Annotated in this window: 11 protein-coding genes and 7 tRNA genes; 3 read left to right on the forward strand and 15 right to left on the reverse strand. The window is 60.0% G+C overall.

Annotation, left to right across the window (positions count from 1 at the left end):
- Entirely contained in the window at nt 1-3,285 is a 3,285-nt protein-coding gene (locus tag ACF8GB_RS18130) for a bifunctional diguanylate cyclase/phosphodiesterase (RefSeq protein ID WP_078478225.1), read from the forward strand.
- A 66-nt stretch (nt 3,286-3,351) separates the two neighbouring features.
- Here the strand turns inward: ACF8GB_RS18130 and ACF8GB_RS18135 are convergent, their stop codons facing one another.
- The 11 genes from ACF8GB_RS18135 to uvrB form a co-directional block, all read right to left on the reverse strand.
- Nucleotides 3,352-3,795 (reverse strand): Hsp20 family protein, encoded by a 444-nt coding sequence (locus tag ACF8GB_RS18135; RefSeq protein ID WP_027916483.1) that lies wholly within the window; start codon nt 3,793-3,795, stop codon nt 3,352-3,354.
- 132 nt (nt 3,796-3,927) lie between these two features.
- Entirely contained in the window at nt 3,928-4,899 is a 972-nt protein-coding gene (locus ACF8GB_RS18140) for a tRNA-dihydrouridine synthase (RefSeq protein ID WP_058637682.1), read from the reverse strand.
- A 50-nt stretch (nt 4,900-4,949) separates the two neighbouring features.
- On the reverse strand, nt 4,950-5,384 hold the full coding sequence (locus ACF8GB_RS18145; RefSeq protein ID WP_392475313.1) for an acyl-CoA thioesterase: 435 nt from the start codon (nt 5,382-5,384) through the stop codon (nt 4,950-4,952).
- 159 nt (nt 5,385-5,543) lie between these two features.
- Nucleotides 5,544-5,619, reverse strand: a tRNA-Glu gene (locus tag ACF8GB_RS18150).
- A 42-nt stretch (nt 5,620-5,661) separates the two neighbouring features.
- Nucleotides 5,662-5,737: transfer RNA gene (locus ACF8GB_RS18155), tRNA-Ala, on the reverse strand.
- Nucleotides 5,738-5,788: 51 nt separating this feature from the next.
- Nucleotides 5,789-5,864 (reverse strand) — tRNA-Glu (locus ACF8GB_RS18160).
- Between the two features lie 42 nt (nt 5,865-5,906).
- Nucleotides 5,907-5,982, reverse strand: a tRNA-Ala gene (locus tag ACF8GB_RS18165).
- A gap of 51 nt (nt 5,983-6,033) precedes the next feature.
- Nucleotides 6,034-6,109, reverse strand: a tRNA-Glu gene (locus ACF8GB_RS18170).
- Between the two features lie 73 nt (nt 6,110-6,182).
- Nucleotides 6,183-6,258 (reverse strand) — tRNA-Ala (locus ACF8GB_RS18175).
- 272 nt (nt 6,259-6,530) lie between these two features.
- Complete coding sequence (gltX, locus tag ACF8GB_RS18180; protein ID WP_392475201.1) at nt 6,531-8,012, reverse strand: glutamate--tRNA ligase; 1,482 nt, start codon at nt 8,010-8,012, stop codon at nt 6,531-6,533.
- 175 nt (nt 8,013-8,187) lie between these two features.
- On the reverse strand, nt 8,188-10,203 hold the full coding sequence (gene uvrB / locus ACF8GB_RS18185) for an excinuclease ABC subunit UvrB (RefSeq protein WP_058637685.1): 2,016 nt from the start codon (nt 10,201-10,203) through the stop codon (nt 8,188-8,190).
- Nucleotides 10,204-10,485: 282 nt separating this feature from the next.
- On the opposite strand from uvrB, the gene ACF8GB_RS18190 reads away from it, so the two are divergent.
- On the forward strand, nt 10,486-11,682 hold the full coding sequence (locus ACF8GB_RS18190; RefSeq protein ID WP_058605554.1) for an amino acid aminotransferase: 1,197 nt from the start codon (nt 10,486-10,488) through the stop codon (nt 11,680-11,682).
- 61 nt (nt 11,683-11,743) lie between these two features.
- A tRNA-Asn gene (locus tag ACF8GB_RS18195) sits at nt 11,744-11,819 on the forward strand.
- A gap of 211 nt (nt 11,820-12,030) precedes the next feature.
- On the opposite strand, the gene ACF8GB_RS18200 is transcribed toward ACF8GB_RS18195, so the two are convergent.
- From ACF8GB_RS18200 to ACF8GB_RS18215, 4 genes are all read right to left on the reverse strand, one after another.
- The gene (locus tag ACF8GB_RS18200; protein WP_197844349.1) at nt 12,031-14,964 is read right to left on the reverse strand and encodes a membrane-targeted effector domain-containing toxin; all 2,934 of its coding nucleotides are present in this window, start codon (nt 14,962-14,964) and stop codon (nt 12,031-12,033) included.
- A gap of 122 nt (nt 14,965-15,086) precedes the next feature.
- Nucleotides 15,087-15,653, reverse strand: coding sequence for a DUF1285 domain-containing protein (locus ACF8GB_RS18205; protein ID WP_197844350.1), 567 nt, complete (start codon nt 15,651-15,653; stop codon nt 15,087-15,089).
- Between the two features lie 9 nt (nt 15,654-15,662).
- The gene (locus ACF8GB_RS18210; protein WP_058605556.1) at nt 15,663-16,268 is read right to left on the reverse strand and encodes a DUF4823 domain-containing protein; all 606 of its coding nucleotides are present in this window, start codon (nt 16,266-16,268) and stop codon (nt 15,663-15,665) included.
- Nucleotides 16,269-16,368: 100 nt separating this feature from the next.
- Nucleotides 16,369-17,004: a TetR/AcrR family transcriptional regulator gene (locus ACF8GB_RS18215; RefSeq protein WP_058605557.1), complete on the reverse strand. Its 636-nt coding sequence runs from the start codon at nt 17,002-17,004 to the stop codon at nt 16,369-16,371.
- Nucleotides 17,005-17,727 lie beyond the last annotated feature (723 nt).

Raw genomic sequence — 17,727 nt, forward strand, 5'->3', positions numbered from 1 at the left:
ATGCCCAAATCAGCAAATCGCTTGATGCGCCTGCCGCGAATCCATGCGGCAGAGCCCGAGGCGGCGGAGCAGGCTTGGCAGAGTGCGCCGCAGCTGTTGGCTGCCCTGAACGGTGCACGCCTGGGTGCGTGGCTTTGGGATATCGAAAGCGGCCGGGTCAGTTGGTCCCGGGGCACCCAGGCCCTGTTCGGTTTCGACCCGCTGCGCGCCCTGCCCGGAGACATCGACTACCTGGACCTGCTGGCCGAGGAGGACCGCGCGCGAACACGCAAGGCGTTTCAGGCGGTGTTCGATGGCGAACCGGTAGGGCGAGCCATGCGCCACCGCATTCGCTGGCCAGACGGCAGCCTGCATTGGCTGGAGATCAATGGCAGCCTGACTTGCGACCCGCACGGCAGACCGCAGATGATTGGGGTAGTACGCGAGATCACGCGCCAGCGCGAGCGGGAAACCGCGCTAATGAATTCCGAAAAGCGCCTCGCTACCCTCTTCCACCTGAGCCCGAATGCCATTTTGTTGACCCGTCGTGATGACGGCATGATCTTCGAAGTCAATCAGCACTTCGAAGATACGTTCGCCTGGCCCGCCAGCCAAGTCATCGGCCGCACCAGCGTGGCATTGGGGTTGTGGGCCGACGCCGCGCAACGCCAGCACATGCTCGATTCTTCCCGCCTGAGCGGCGGCCCGTTGACCATGGAGGTGCAATTCCGCGGCAGCGACGGCAAGGTCCATGATGGCATCCTTTGCACCCAGGGCATCGAGCTCGAAGGCACCACCTATCAGCTCAGTACCTTCGTCGACACCACCGAGCGCAAGCGCGCGGACCTTGCCCTCAAGGACAGCCAGGAGCGTCTGGACCTGGCGCTGGACTCGGCGCAGCTGGGCACGTGGGACTGGCACATTCCCAGCGGCATGCTCTACGGTTCGGCCCGGGCTGCACAACTACACGGGTTGCCGCCAGTAGCCTTTCACGAATCCTTCGATGCGTTTTTCGAAGGCGTTCCGGAACAGGAGCGCCTCTCCATGCGCAAGGCCTACAGCAGCCTGCGCGAAGGGCCGGCCGGCAATTATCAGTTCACGTACCGGGTACAGTTGGAGAACGGCGTCTCGCGGTATATCGAAAGCCGTGCGCGCTTGTATCGCGACGAGCACAGCAACCCTCTGCGCATGGCGGGCACCCTGCTCGACATCACCGACCAGGTTGAACGCGAGCTTCGCCTCAGTGCCTCGGAAGAAAAGTTTGCCAGCCTGTTTCAAGTCAGCCCCGACCCGATCTGCGTGACGCGTCAGGACACGGGACAGTTCATCGAGATCAACCCCGCCTTTACCCACACCTTCGGCTGGACGACCGAGCAGTTGATCGGCCGCACGGCCCAGGAGATAGGCCTGTGGGCCGAATCTGCCCTGCGAGCCCACCGCATCGAGCGGGTCATCCGCGAGCAGGCCTTGACCAACGTGGCGTTGGTCGTCCACCACCGCAGTGGCGAAGCCTTGACCTGCCTGATCTCCAGCCGCCTCATCACCGTGGACAACCAACCCTGCAGCGTCACCACGCTGCGCGACATCACTCAACAACAGCGGGCAGAGGCAGCGCTCAAATCCAGCGAAGAGAAATTCGCCAAGGCGTTTCACTCAAGCCCGGACGCCATCACCATCACCGAATGCCTAACCGGGCGCTACCTGGAAATCAACGACGGTTTCTGCCGGCTGACTGGATACTCGGTGGGCGACGTCGTCGGGCGCACCGTATTCGACATCGGAATCTGGACCGATGCGCAACAGCGAACCGCCTTGCTGGCTGAACTGCGCGAGCATGGCCGGGTACATCATCGGGAAATGCTGGGGCGCAACAAGCGCGGCGATCTCCTGACGGTAGAGGTGTCCGTGGAGCAGATCATGCTCAACGATGTAGAGTGCCTGCTGATGACCGCCCGGGACGTCAGCCAACTGAAACAAGCCCAGGCACAGATCCGTCACCTTGCCTACCATGACCCGCTGACCAATCTTCCAAACCGTGCCCTGCTGATGGAGCGGCTGGGTCAGCAGATCGCCCTGCTCAAGCGGCGCGACTTGCGTGGTGCCCTGCTTTTCCTCGACCTGGATCATTTCAAGCACATCAACGACTCGCTGGGCCACCCGGTCGGTGATGCCGTGCTCAAGATCATCACGGCCAGGCTTGAGGCCAGCGTACGTGTGGAGGACACCGTGGCACGGCTGGGTGGTGACGAGTTCGTGGTACTGCTCAGCGGCCTGGAAGGCAATCGTGATGAGGTGGAGCATACGGTTCGCCAGCTGGCTGACACCGTACGCGCCCTGTTGGCCCAGCCCATGTCACTCGACGGCCAGCGCCTGCAGGTGACCCCCAGCATTGGCGTGGCCTTGATCCCGGACCACGGCACAACCCCAGCCGATCTGCTCAAACGCGCCGACATCGCGCTTTACCGCGCCAAGGACTCCGGGCGCAATACGACTCAACTGTTTCACGCCACCATGCAGAAGGCGGCCAGCGAACGCCTGCGCATGGAGAGTGATCTACGCCTGGCGCTGGCCCGTGGCGAAATGGCCCTGCATTACCAACCACAGGTCGACGCGCGCGACAAACGGATCGTCGGCGCCGAGGTGCTGCTACGCTGGCACCACCCTCAACTCGGCCAGCAGTCGCCGGGCCAGTTCATCCAGGTCCTGGAGGAAAGCGGGTTGATTCTGGAGGTGGGCAACTGGGTACTCGATGAGGCGTGCGTTGCCTGCGCCCACCTGCTGGCCGACGGCTTGATCGATGTCGACGATTTCAGCCTGTGCGTCAACATCAGCCCGCGGCAATTTCGCCAGAAAGATTTTGTTGGCCGCGTCTTGCGCTGCCTCGACGACAGTCAACTGCCCAGGAAACTGCTCAAGCTCGAGATCACCGAAGGTATCGTCATCCAGAACCTAGAAGACACCATCGCCAAGATGCGAGAGTTGCAAAGCCACGGGGTAACGTTTGCCATGGACGACTTCGGCACAGGGTATTCCTCGCTGACCTACCTCAAACGCCTTCCAGTCGATGCCCTGAAGATCGACCAGACGTTCGTCCGTGACGTGACGATAGACCCCAACGATGCTGAAATCGTCCGCGCCATCGTGGCCATGGCGCTTAGCCTTGGGCTTGCGGTAATCGCCGAGGGTGTAGAGCTGGCCGAACAGCTGGCGTTTCTGGAAAAACTGGGGTGTCACCTGTACCAGGGCTACCTGCACAGCCGGCCTTTGCCGCTGCAGGCGTTTCGGCAACTGTTGCAAGCGCCCTGAAGTGGCGGCGCGCCAGCACAACGCAAGAAGGGCACCCTAGGGTGCCCTTCCTGTTGATGCGCTGGATCAATTCAGCGCGGGTTGCTCGCCGTTGATCGGGATGCGTTTGGCCTTGGCTTCTTCAGGCACGATACGCAGCAGATCGATGCTGAGCAGACCGTTGGCCAAGCCAGCAGCCTTGACCTCGATGTGGTCAGCCAGGCGGAAGGAGAGCTTGAAGGCGCGCTGGGCAATGCCCTGGTGCAGGTATGTCACTTCTGCCGAGCCATTGTCACGCTTGCCACCGGTAACGGTGAGCACGCCTTTTTCGACCTGAAGGTCGAGATCCTCTTCCTGGAAACCAGCCGCGGCAACCACAATGCGGTACTGGTCATCACCGTGCTTTTCCACGTTGTAGGGCGGGTAGCTGCTACCGGCCTCATTGCGGGCCGCGGATTCGAACAGGTCATTGAAGCGGTCGAAACCAACGGAGTGGCGGAACAGTGGTGCAAGAGAGAAAGCGGTAGTCATGGTCATAACTCCTGAGATATCAGCAAGTAAGTCATTACGCGACCCGAATTCGGCATCGCGTACTCAAGAGATATGGCCCATCAATGTGCTTTCAAGGGCAGTGCCAAAAAAAATTTCGGCGGTGCCAGGCGGTCACGCTACCTGTGCTTCATCTGCCGTCGGCGTCAGGCCAAGCAAGCGCCCGATGCGCGTGCAGTCCTCTTCGCGGCGCAACTCGGCAAACAGAAGTACGGCCTCGGGGTAGCTGCGCGTTAGCATGGCGACCCACTGCTTCATGCGTCCAGGGGCGTAACGGGGTGACAGTTTGGCCTGGGCCTGCCGCCAGAATGCCTGAAGTAGCGGCAGCAGTTGATCCCAACCCATGGCCTGGTAGGGCGTCCCGGCATTGGCGGCGGCGATCTGCATACCCAGGTCCGGGCGAGACACCAGGCCACGCCCCAGCATAATGTGCTCGGCGCCGCTGACTTCCCGGCAACGACGCCAGTCCTCGACTGTCCAGATCTCGCCATTGGCAAACACCGGCACCTTGACCACGTCCTGAACGCGCGCCACCCATTCCCAGTGCGCGGGTGGCTTGTAGCCTTCAACCTTGGTCCGCGCATGCACCACCAAATGGGCCGCCCCGCCCTCGGCCAGGGCCACGCCACAGTCCAGCGCCCCGTCCGGGCTGTCAAAACCCAGGCGCATCTTGGCGGTGACGGGGATCGAGGCAGGCACCGCGCGCCGGACCTCGCGGACAATGGCGTGAAGCAGCTCAGGCTCCTTGAGCAGCACCGCCCCGCCCCGGGACTTGTTCACCGTCTTGGCAGGGCAGCCAAAGTTGAGGTCGATTACCGGGGCGCCCAGCTCGCAGGCCAATGCAGCGTTATCGGCAAGGCACGCCGGGTCAGACCCCAGCAGTTGCACACGCATGGGCACCCCTGCCGCCGTATGCGCGCCGTTGCTCAGCTCGGGGGCCAGTTTATGGAACGAAGAAGCTGGCAGCAGACGATCACAGACGCGGATGAATTCGCTGACGCACCAATCGACGCCGCCTACGCGGGTCAGCACGTCTCGCAGAATGTTGTCGACCAGCCCCTCCATCGGGGCCAGAGCAATTTGCATGGAATGATCTCGGCGCAAAAGGCGGCAGTCTAGCAAAATTTGCGCGTACTTCAGGCCAGGATCAGCGCTGGCGCGTAACCTTCCAGAAATTCGGCAGGCATGCGCCTGGGTTTGCCGGTAGAGAGCTCGATACAGGCAAAGGTGGTCCGGGCGCGGAGCAATACTACCCCATCGCGCGCACGGCGCAGCTGAAAGCGTCGGGTCATGCGCAGACGCTGGTCCCAGTCGACGATCCAGGTGGCTAATTCCAATTCGTCACCTTCGTAAGCGGCGGCGAGGTAATCGATTTCGTGACGGACCACCGCCATGGCGCGATCAAGCCGGCGATACGCCGCCAGGTCCAATCCCAGGCGTTGGGAATGCCGCCAGGCGCACCGCTCCAGCCAGGTGACGTAGACGGCATTGTTGGCATGCCCCAGGCCATCGATGTCTTCACTGCCGACATGCACGTCGATGATGAAAGGTGTGGGCAGGTCCCAGCTCATGTTGATGTCCCAAGGGCAAAAGGGGGATTTAGCAGTGAGCGAACGAAAAATGTCTACCCCAGAACGGAGGGCGGCGTTGGGATTTTTTCGGTAGAAAAAACAAAAGGCCCATTCAATATGCGAATGAGCCTTTAAAGTCCCGCAAAACGCGGGTAAACGTGGCGTCCCCTAGGGGACTCGAACCCCTGTTACCGCCGTGAAAGGGCGGTGTCCTAGGCCACTAGACGAAGGGGACGTAACCTTCGCAAAAGTCTGCAATGCAAACCCTGGCAGTAATTGGTGGAGCTAAGCGGGATCGAACCGCTGACCTCCTGCATGCCATGCAGGCGCTCTCCCAGCTGAGCTATAGCCCCGGATTTTTAGCCTCGCGGCCCAGCACTGTCGAAACACTGCTTGTGTAAAACTGGCGTCCCCTAGGGGACTCGAACCCCTGTTACCGCCGTGAAAGGGCGGTGTCCTAGGCCACTAGACGAAGGGGACATAACCTTCGCAAAAGTCTGCAATGCAAACCCTGGCAATAATTGGTGGAGCTAAGCGGGATCGAACCGCTGACCTCCTGCATGCCATGCAGGCGCTCTCCCAGCTGAGCTATAGCCCCAGATTTTTAGCCTCGCGGCCCAGCACTGCCGAAACAATGCTTGTATAAAACTGGCGTCCCCTAGGGGACTCGAACCCCTGTTACCGCCGTGAAAGGGCGGTGTCCTAGGCCACTAGACGAAGGGGACGAACCTTCTTACCTTCAAGAACGTGCTGCTGGTGCCCGTTCTACGTGCCAGCCATTGGCTGACAACAGGAATTTGGTGGAGCTAAGCGGGATCGAACCGCTGACCTCCTGCATGCCATGCAGGCGCTCTCCCAGCTGAGCTATAGCCCCACAGAGTCACGCTGAACCGATACGCTGGCTGGGTGCCTAGCATTTCGTTTATGTTCATCGCTGTGGACGGGGCGCATATTAAGTTCCAGGTGCAGGCCTGTCAAACTAAATCTTCAAAAAAACCAAAATTTTTTTCACAGATAACAATCACTTACCGCCCTGCCCCGCAATGTCGGCCGATCAGCAGGGTCAGAACAGTCTTCAGCCTTGGATCATTGCGCGCGAGACCGGCAGACCGTCATGGAAACGACAGCCTGCCCGCCTGCCTCATCTCAAGCGATGGTAGCCAGCTGCTTTTCCCATTCCTTGTTTTCTTTCTTGGAAACACCGCCCAGCAAATCCAATGCCTGACGCAGACGATAGCGGGTCAAGTCAGGGCCGAGGATTTCCATGGCATCGAGCACCGACACCGAGCTTGTCTGCCCAGTAATGGCGGCGAACATCAAGGGCATGGCGTCACGCAGCTTCAGTTCCAATGCATCGACCACGCACTGGATGCAACCGGTGATGCGCTCTTTCTCCCATTGACGCAGACTCTCTAGCTTCCACAGGATCAATTGCAACACCTGGCGCACCTGATCGGCCGACAACTTCTTGCTTTCGAACAGCTTGGCGTCAAGCTTCAGTGCGCCTTCGAAGAAGAACCCGCCCAGGGGCACCACCTGACTGAACGTTTCAACCCGGCCCTGCACATGCGGCGCGATCTTCATCATGTAGTCGCTGTTGAACGCCCACTTCTGCAGGCGCTGGGCAAAGGCCTCCACCGGGAGCTCACGCAGCCATTGGCCGTTGAGCCAGGAGAGCTTCTCGATGTCGAAGATCGGCCCGCCCAACGAAACGCGAGACAGGTCGAAATGCTCGACCATCTCGGCCAGCGAGAACTTCTCGCGCTCATCGGGCATGGACCAACCCATCCGGCCCAGGTAGTTGAGCATGGCCTCGGGCATGAAGCCCATGCGCTCGTAGAAGGTCACCGACGTCGGGTTCTTGCGCTTGGAAAGCTTGGACTTGTCCGGGTTACGCAGCAGGGGCATGTAGCACAGCTTGGGTTGCTCCCAACCGAAGTACTCGTACAACTTGATCAACTTGGGCGCCGACGGCAGCCACTCTTCACCGCGCAGTACGTGGGTGATGCCCATCAGGTGATCATCGACCACATTGGCGAGGAAGTACGTGGGCAGGCCATCGTTTTTCATCAACACTTGCATGTCCATGCGATCCCACGGGATCTCCACGTCGCCGCGCAGCATGTCCGGCACCACGCACACACCCTCGGTGGGCACTTTCATACGGATCACATGGGGCTCGCCTGCGTCCAGCCGGCGCTGCACTTCATCGGCGCTCAGCAGCAGTGCACGCCCGTCGTAACGAGGCGTCTCGCCGCGGGCCTGCTGTTCGGCGCGCATCTGCTCCAGCTCCTCGGCGGTGCAGAAGCAGTAGAACGCATGACCGGCGTCGACCAGCTGCTTGGCATACTGGGCGTAGATCTCACCGCGCTCGCTCTGCCGATACGGGCCATGCGGGCCACCCACGTCCGGGCCCTCGTTCCACTCGATACCCAGCCAACGCAAAGCATCGAAGATCTGCTGCTCTGACTCGCGCGTGGAGCGCAACTGATCGGTGTCTTCGATGCGCAGGATGAACTCGCCGCCGTGCTGCTTGGCGAAGCAGTAGTTGAACAGGGCGATGTAAGCGGTGCCGACATGGGGGTCGCCGGTAGGCGATGGCGCGATACGCGTGCGTACGGTGGTCATGGGAGTCTCGAACGGAAGATGAAACAAAGCCTCGATGTTAGCAGGTGGCGGGCACCGGGCTCCAGCGATGCGGTTAACCTGGGCCTGCCCTCATGATGCCGCGCCCTCGGTATGGCCTACCGTGGGGCGGCTTGCGTGCAGGGCGATGTCGCCTGCTCATGCAGGCCACCAGGCATCAACTTGCGATCAGGCGATCTCGCAGCTGGGAGATCTCGTCACGCAACTGGGCAGCGGCTTCGAACTCCAGGTCACGGGCATACTGCATCATCTTGTCTTCGAGCTGCTTGATACGCTTGGTGATCTCGCCTGGGGTGCGCAACTCGGCTTCGTAGCGCGCGCTCTCCTCTGCCGCCTTGGCCATCCCCTTGCGTTTTTTGCTACGAGCACCCGGGACGGTTGCACCTTCAAGGATATCGGTGATGTCCTTGACCACGCTCTTGGGCACGATACCGTGCGCTTGGTTGAAGGCGATCTGTTTTTCTCGACGCCGCTCGGTCTCGTCAATGGCCCGCTGCATCGAACCGGTGATGGCGTCGGCATACAGAATCGCCCGGCCATTGAGGTTGCGCGCAGCACGGCCAATGGTCTGGATCAGTGAACGTTCGGAGCGCAGGAAGCCTTCCTTGTCCGCATCCAGAATGGCAACCAGCGAAACCTCGGGCATGTCCAGGCCTTCGCGCAACAGGTTGATGCCGACCAGTACATCGAACGTGCCCAGCCGCAAGTCGCGGATGATCTCGACACGTTCCACGGTGTCGATGTCTGAGTGCAGGTAACGGACCCTTACGTCATGGTCTGCCAGGTAATCGGTCAAGTCCTCGGACATGCGCTTGGTCAATGTGGTGGCCAGCACACGCTCGCCCAGGGCCACACGCTTGCGGATCTCCGACAGCAGGTCGTCTACCTGGGTCAGCGCAGGGCGTATTTCGATCTGCGGGTCGACCAGACCTGTCGGACGCACTACCTGCTCGACGACGCGCCCAGCATGAGCCTCTTCGTAGGGGCCGGGCGTTGCGGATACGAAGATGGTCTGCGGACTGACGCTCTCCCATTCGTCGAAGCGCATGGGGCGGTTGTCCAGCGCCGACGGCAGACGAAACCCGTACTCCACCAGCGTTTCCTTGCGCGAACGGTCCCCTTTGTACATGGCACCCACCTGGGGAACGCTGACGTGCGACTCATCGATGACCAGCAGCGCGTCGGCGGGCAGGTAGTCATACAGCGTAGGTGGTGGTGCACCTGCAGGACGACCGGACAAATAGCGAGAGTAGTTTTCGATACCGTTGCAGTAACCCAGCTCCATGATCATTTCCAGGTCAAAGCGGGTACGCTGCTCAAGACGCTGGGCCTCCACGAGCTTGTTGGCCTTGTGCAGGTACTCAAGCCGGTCGGCTAATTCTTCCTTGATGCCTTCCACCGCCTGAAGCAGCGTTTCTCGCGGCGTCACGTAGTGGCTCTTGGGGTAGAACGTGAACCTTGGCAACTTGCGCAGGATTTCGCCCGTCAGCGGATCGAATGCGGCGATGTTTTCCACCTCGTCGTCGAACAGCTCGACGCGGATGGCTTCGAGGTCCGATTCGGCCGGGTAGATATCGATGACATCCCCACGCACACGGAAGGTGGCACGGGCGAAGTCCATTTCATTGCGGGTGTACTGCAAGTCGGCCAGCCGGCGTAGCAGCGCGCGCTGGTCGAGCTTGTCGCCCCGGTCGATGTGCAGCACCATCTTGAGGTAGGTTTCAGGGCTGCCCAGGCCGTAGATGCAGGACACGGTGGTGACGATGATTGCGTCACGCCGTTCGAGCAGCGCTTTGGTGGCGGAAAGGCGCATCTGCTCGATATGGTCGTTGATCGAGGCATCCTTCTCGATGAAGGTGTCCGATGAGGGCACATAGGCTTCGGGCTGGTAGTAGTCGTAGTAGGAGACGAAGTACTCCACCGCATTATTGGGGAAGAAGGCCTTGAATTCGCCGTACAACTGTGCTGCCAGCGTCTTGTTCGGTGCCAGGACCAAAGTGGGGCGCTGCACCTGCTGGATCACGTTGGCGATGCTGAAGGTCTTGCCAGAGCCGGTCACGCCCAGCAAAGTCTGGTGCGCCAACCCCGCCTCGATGCCCTCGACCATTTGCCGAATGGCCTCTGGCTGATCGCCTGCTGGCTGGAACCGGGTGACGAGCTGGAACTCGGACATGTCGAACCTCGCGGTGCTGCACTGTAAATTTAGCCAGTAGTCTATACCCAAATGGGCACGCTGGGGGACGCTTTGAAGGCCCAACGGTGACCCCGTGTTACGGTGGACAGGGCAAAGGCTGCAAGGGTCGAAATTTTTTTGCGCAAATAGTCGTAAAAGCGGCGTCGCAGTGTCGCAGTGACCGTGCCGGATCACTATACTGACTCCCCGTTTGTGCCCCGCTTCAGTGCATTCGGCTGGAGCGGATACTCCCCTTACACTCCTATCCGAGCCAAGGTAACAATGAGCCTGTTTTCCGCTGTCGAGCTGGCACCCCGCGACCCTATCCTGGGCCTCAACGAAGCATTCAATGCCGACCCACGCACCGACAAGGTGAACCTTGGGGTGGGCGTCTACTGCAATGAGGAAGGCCGCATTCCGCTGCTGCGGGCCGTGATCGAAGCCGAGACCCAGCGTGCCGCCCAGCATGCCTCGCGTGGCTACCTGCCGATCGACGGCATCGCGACCTATGACCAAGCGGTGCAGAAACTGTTGTTCGGTGCCCAGTCCCCATTGCTGGCCGATGGCCGGGTGGTTACCGTCCAGGCAGTGGGCGGTACGGGCGCACTGAAGATCGGCGCCGACTTCCTCAAGCGCGTATCCCCCGAGGCCGTGGTCGCCATCAGCGATCCTAGCTGGGAAAACCACCGCGCGCTGTTCGAGTCAGCGGGCTTCCCGGTTCATACCTATCGTTACTATGACGCCCCGACCAACGGCGTGAATCGGGCTGGCATGCTCGAGGACCTCGAAGCGTTGCCCGCTGGCTCCATCGTGGTGCTCCACGCCTGCTGCCACAACCCGACCGGGGTGGACCTGGACCTGGAAGACTGGAAGAACGTCCTGCAAGTGGTCAAGGCCAAAGGTCATGTGCCTTTCCTGGACATGGCCTACCAAGGCTTTGGAGACGGCATCGCCGAGGACGCCTTTGCCGTGCGCCTGTTTGCCGAGTCGGGCCTTGAATTCTTCGTCTCCAGCTCGTTCTCCAAATCGTTCTCCTTGTACGGTGAGCGCGTGGGCGCACTGTCGATCGTGACGGCGTCCAAAGACGAAAGCACCCGCGTCCTGTCCCAGGTCAAGCGGGTCATCCGTACCACCTACTCCAACCCGCCTACCCATGGCGCCACGATCGTTGCGACGGTGCTCAACAGCACAGAGTTGCGGCAGATGTGGGAAACCGAGCTGGCAGAAATGCGCGAGCGCATTCATGGTATGCGCAAGCAGATGGTCGAGTTGCTGGCCCATTATGGTGCCAAGCGCGACTTCAGCTTCGTGGGTCGCCAGGTCGGCATGTTCTCCTACTCGGGCCTGACCGTGGAGCAAGTCGCCCGGCTGAAGAACGAGTTCGGCATCTACGCACTGGACACTGGCCGCATAGCCGTGGCTGCGCTGAACCAGAGCAATATCCATGTGGTGACCAAAGCCATCGTTGAAGTGCTGTAACTGATTGATTTCGCAGGGGTGACTTGACTTACCCCTGCTGTTGAGTAAGATACGTGCACATTCCGCGATAGCTCAGTCGGTAGAGCAAATGACTGTTAATCATTGGGTCCCTGGTTCGAGTCCAGGTCGCGGAGCCAGATAATCAAGATCCTTCACAGGGTTTTGAGAAGAATCCAGAAACGCCGCTTTGAGGGATGCTGTCGAAACAGACATACCCAAAGCGGCTTTTTTGTGCCCGCTGTGGGTATGCCTGGGCTGGTGCTTATAGCTTGATCCGCGTGGCGTGGATACCGTTCAGGCGCTCAACTGGGTCCAAGGCCATAGACCTTTCTCCAGCGCATCGACTCATCACGTCAGCACATACTGCAACCCGTGATGCTCCAGCAGGGTACGCATTTCTCGCAGGCTGACGAGCCGTCGCTCACTGATCCACGGCCACTCCGGTCGCCGGACATGAAACCGCTCACCTTCCTGAGCGATGGGCGTATACACCAGCCCGCCCGTGCGGCTGCGATGCACCAACTGCAACTGCCCATCGGTGCTCTCGAACGTGAATGCGCCGGTATGCCTGAGCATGACCGACAGTTCCTCGCTGGCCGGCTTCGCCGCTTTAATCGCTACCTGCAGGCGAAGATCGCTCTTGACCCGGCGTACATCCATGGCCTCATCAATGGCCGCCAGTCCAGGATCGGCACCAATGCCGCCGGGCAGACCCACCTCAATATCCTCGACGCGCAAGCTGATTGCCCCCTGAAGTTCGCTTACGCCGTGCACACCTTCGAAATCGCTGGCGTGGCTATTCCCCACCAGCGCAACCCACCGGCTCGGGCCTCGCACCCCCTGGTCCGCCTCGATGATTTCATGCGCGTAAAAGTTCATCATTTGCTGGCGGATCACCGCCGATGGCGGGTCGGCCCAAGCCTGGCGATAACTGGCCATGCAGTCGATGGACTGGATACGGATACCGGCCTTCTGCGCCGCAATCAGCACGTTGCGAAACGAATAACGGCTCGCCAGATCGACCCCGTGACCTTCATCCAGATTATTCACATAGGTGCTCAACCGGGCGGGCATCTTGCCCGAGCGGTTGAATACATCAAGGTCAGCCTGATGGAAGTCGGTCATGAAATGCTCAACGTAGAGCACCTTGATTTTTTCGCGCCTGAGCATAGGCATGTTGTCTATCAGAAACTGCTTGCTGCCCAGCCCCGAATGACTTTCACCGATGACCAGCCCTTCGCTGTTCTGGTAGAGGCTGCGGATGATCAGCTTGGCGCTGGCATCACGAGGCAGAGTCGGTATTGCAGGCCGCGCGGGTGGTATGACATTTTCAAGATAGCCGACGGCGTCGGTTGCAAGCGCGTCGCGGCTGGCACGGAATGCCCGGTAGCTTGCTTCTACCTGAGGGTCTAAGCTGCTCATGATTCCACTCAGCGCGCGCTCCTCCCCCGGGGCATTGGCGGCGGCCTCAAGCAGAGGACGCGTTTCGCTCGGAATCTCGTAGGGCGTTGCAGGCAGAGACTGCACGGCAGGCGCATCGCTTCGCCGCCCCCATGCCCCGAGCAATTTGCGGGGCAGCCCGCCACCCTGTAAACCCGAGCGCTGTAGAGGTTGCCACTGGCCGTCTGCTGTCATGCGGATGGGCAGGTTGCGATAGAACGAGTATGGATTCTCCGGGTCGATGACCACCCAGCTGCCCATCTGCTGCACAAAACGGACCTCGAAGGGTCGCTCGTCAATCAGCGCATAGAACTTGCCATTCTGCAGATAGATACCCTCCTGCCCGCCACTCCCAGGCTCAGCGCTGAGGATGATGTTGGTTTCAAAAGGCGCCAGCAGGTCGTGCTGGTCAACCGGCCGGAACGGTTCAGGTACCCAGGTTTCAATCTCGGCGGGTGTCGCGCAGGCCGCCTCCTCTTCCGGCGTGGCCAGGGTTTCGCCCTCAGGCACCTGTGGATCAATCAGCATTTGCTCGTCACCTACGCCTACGGCACCGGCCAGCATGGCGGTGTTGAACAGGGTGTCGATGGCGGCGAAGATTGCGCCGGTCACACCGGCCTGTCGCTCGCTCGTAGTATGACCGTTGACAGCCTGGTCGATGTTCAGCCCCATATCCGCAAGGCCTGCGCCGACCACCGCCAGTGCAATCGGCCAGTCGACCGCTGTCATGGGCCCTGCTACCTGGCCGAAGGCCTTGAGGTAGCCGATCCACAGTTGTTTACGCAGGTCAGCGTTGCTGCGCAGGGCGAACTGTGCGTCGTCGATCATGCGCTGGTGCGCGGCATCGCGCAGGTGGCTGAACGCATCGCCCGACAGGGTCGAATCGAGCTGATTGAGGCACTTGTGATCATCACCACCCCAATTGAAGAACAGTAGATCGATCAGGTGATTGAGGCCGAGGCGATCGTCTTTTTGCGCACGGCTGGACAATGGGAAGTGCGCCATGAAGCGCGCCCGGTTTTCGGCTTCATTGGTATTGTTCAATACCCACCAGTAAAGGTCCTGACGCGTTGGGAAAAAGTGCAGGGCCTCCGTTTCACCTGGGGTGTACAGCAGTTGCGAACCATCCTCCAGCATAATGCGCAGAAAATCGCTGGCAACGTGCCCGCCAATGTCGAAGGTACACACGCGATAACCGGCAGCTGGCGGTACAACTGCCTGAAGTTGCTCCAACGTGGGTGATGCGATATCAAGACCCGTCAGCGCCGTGGCGACGCGGCGAACGAGGTGGGCCAACGCGGTACTGCTGTCGGCCGCGCACATCTCGATCACCTTGGCGAGGAAGTTGACCTTCGCCAGTACGCGAAAATGCTCAGCATGTTTTTGCCAGAACGCCTGGAGCCTATGGTGGAACTGGGTACTGAAGTCGATTTGCCAGAAATCCTCGAGCACAGCCTGGGGCTCCAAACGGATCTCATTGTGCTCGTCATAGAAACCAGGGCCAGGGCCATTACTGTAAAAGCCGGTCAGATAACTGAGCAGGTCGCTGTTGTCCTGGTCATGAACGTCGAAACGGTGCATGACCAACTGCGGCAGTGTGAAGGATTGGACAGGCGGGTCCAGGTGCTGCCAGCCGCTGAAGGTGCGAGGGCTGCTCTGGGCGGTATCGAAACGGTTGAGGTAGACCTGGTCAGGGTCTAGGTGCGACAAGTTGTGTTTTCTCAACAGCGCCACGGCGGTGTCCCGGGCCGACTGGCGCATATCAGGGCAGGCTGCCACAAGCGGAGCGGCGATGGCGCGTAGCTGGGATTCGGCGTGCGGGGACAGAATCTGCAGGCCCATGGTTAAGTTCCTCAAGGTGTATGAAGCCATGAGGTTGAGCCGTTACAATTTTTTGGAGCGCTAGTTATCAACCACCTTCCACACGGCCTTCATCCTCCGTGAAACGTGCGGTGAAGCGTAAGTCAGGAGTGATCCACCTGCCCTATGGGGTAGAACTCACCTCGGCTCCACACGCCCAGCCATTGCTGATCTGCGATTTGCCGGGTAACGGCCAACTCGACCAGCTGATAGAAGACATTGCGGTGAATCAACGCCTCAAGATTGCTGCGCATCAGCACATAAGGTGAAGGCGCTTGGGTGACGGGGTCAGTCACTACCCGCAGCGGGTGGTCAGGCCCTGCTTCGACCTGATCGTCCACATTGTTGGTGAAGCGCAACACCTGCTGCTCCCCCTCCCCCGTCACATCCAGGGCCACGGCCACGAACGGCGCGTCATCAACTGTGATGCCGACCTTCTCGACCGGCGTCACCAGAAAGTAATCATTCCCGTCGCGGCGGATGATCGAAGAAAAGAGCTTTACCATCGGTTTGCGGCCGATAGGCGTGCCCAGGTAGTACCAGGTCCCGTCCCGTGCGATACGCATGTCGATGTTGCCGCAGAAATCGGGATTCCAGAGGTGCACAGGCGGCAAGCCCTTGGACGTTGGTAGCTGCGTCAGCAGGTCATTGGCCTTGCCCGTCTCATTCATCGCAGTGCCTCACCGACTCATGCCAAGAAGGCTACGAGCGTACTCGCGCATGGGCGCCGCAAGCAAATCCCTGGGCGTCTGGTCATGGAACGTCAACAAACCGCCACGGCTTTTGATACGGACCGTGTCTATCAGGTAGCGGGTACTGGTTTCGATGAGCATCATCTGTACCACGCCGCTATCCCAACCCAGTCGGTCCACGGCCTGTTCGTCATACCACTCGTCCCCATTGCCGATGCGGTCATCGGTGCGAGCGAAACGGGTATAGAGCACGTAGTCGGCCCCAAATGAACGTGCCTGCGCGATCGCCTCTTCCAGACCCAGCGGTGCCTCGGCACGGCGCACCATCGGGAAATACTCGACGAAGCTTTTGAAGGCCTCTTCGGCCACCGCATTGTGCTGCGGAACAGGGCCTTTGCCGGGCGGCACGAATGCGCCTTGCCCAATGAAGATGAAGGAATCGGGCTGCAGTCGAATCGACAGCGTACGACGGGTATCGCTGTGATCCAGCAGGCCGGCATCGCTCATGTGATAGCGAACACCTTCCCCCATATCACTCACTTTCATGCACCCGCCCAACGCCGCAAGCGTCAGCACCAAGACCAGGCTCCGCATCATTCCTCCAATGGCCGGCGTCAAAAAAGCCGGCGAATGGCTGACGAATGCAGCTTTTGCGCCAGCTTTGATTTGATCACCAGCGTGGGCCGGTGCTGACTCAATTGGCGGGGTCGGGGTCGCGCTTGCGTTTATTGCCCATGCGTACGCCGATGTCCATCAGGAACTGGAAGAAGCCTTCCTGATCTTCCAGCACATTGCTCCAGAACGGGGAGTGATAGAGCGCTACAGCCCCATGGACCAGTGCCCAGGCGGCGCAATAGTGGAAATAAGGGGGTACATCTTCAAGCTTGCCCTCACTGATGCGGCCTTTGATCAGTTGCGTAAGGCGATCGAAGTTGGAGGCGCGAATACTATGCAGTTGCTCGACCAGTTCGGGCACCTGGTTACCCTTGACGACCTTCTCCTCCAAACGATCGAAGAGCCTGTAGCGTTGCGGGTCGCGCATGCGAAATTCGAAGTAGGCGCGCGACAGGGCTTCCTTGTCGCGGTCCACATCGGCCGAGTGCAGCAGCTCGTTGAGATCGCGCTCATAGTCCAGCATCAGGCGCAGGTAGATTTCTGCCTTGGACTTGAAATGCTTGTAGATCGTGCCTTTGCCGATACCCACGGCGTCGGCGATCATTTCGACGGTGACGCTGTCCTCGCCTTGCTCGAGGAACAGCTTGAGGGCGGTGTCTAGGATTTCCTGTTCGCGACGGCGAAACTCACGGACCTTACGAGGTTCTTTCTGCATGGGAAGGACTGGCTGACGATCGAAGCGGATTATTATGCCTAACTTGCGCGAAATTGCACGGATCATCCGTGGTCATCTCGGTTTGTACTGGTGTGAGGGGGATCTCGATCGTTGGCAGCTTGGCCTGGGGTATTCCAAATCTGTTTAAAAAACGATCAGTTTTGGCTGGCATTGTGCGTAGCCTGGGCGATACTCAAAGGGTCGTCGCGGCGCATCCCCCCGAGTGACGCGGCGATAAAGGTACTCAGGGACCGCGTACCTTTGTTCTACTCCTAATGGTCTTAACCCGGATTCCTCCCCCAGAAGCCGGGTTTTTTTTGGGTAAGGTGTTTGAGGCAGGTCCCGCCATCTCCCCGCTATCCCTCTGCTCTTGCTTTTGATCTTGATCTTGATCTTGATCTTGATCTTGATCTTGCTTTTGATCTTCGCGACTTCAGAAGGCCGAACGCAGGGCTTGCGGAGGGAGGTGACAGGCATGGATGCCTGTCAAGCGCTGGGCCCCAGGATGGGGCCTACAGCGCGGTCCTCCCGGGAGCAAGACCGGAGTGAGGGAACCCCGAATCGCAGCGTAGGGGCCGTATGAATGGAGCGCAGCGTTTTTTGGTTACTTTTTGTCGCGTTTGACAAAAAGTGACTCGCCGTTGAACTGACCCCCGAATGTTGGACACCTATCTCACCGGAGGGTGTTCCATGACGAAATACAACCTGGCGTTCAAACAGGCA

Origin of the sequence: Pseudomonas sp. xss_4 (genome assembly GCF_043104125.1) — a bacterium.
Lineage (GTDB): Bacteria > Pseudomonadota > Gammaproteobacteria > Pseudomonadales > Pseudomonadaceae > Aquipseudomonas > Aquipseudomonas parafulva_B.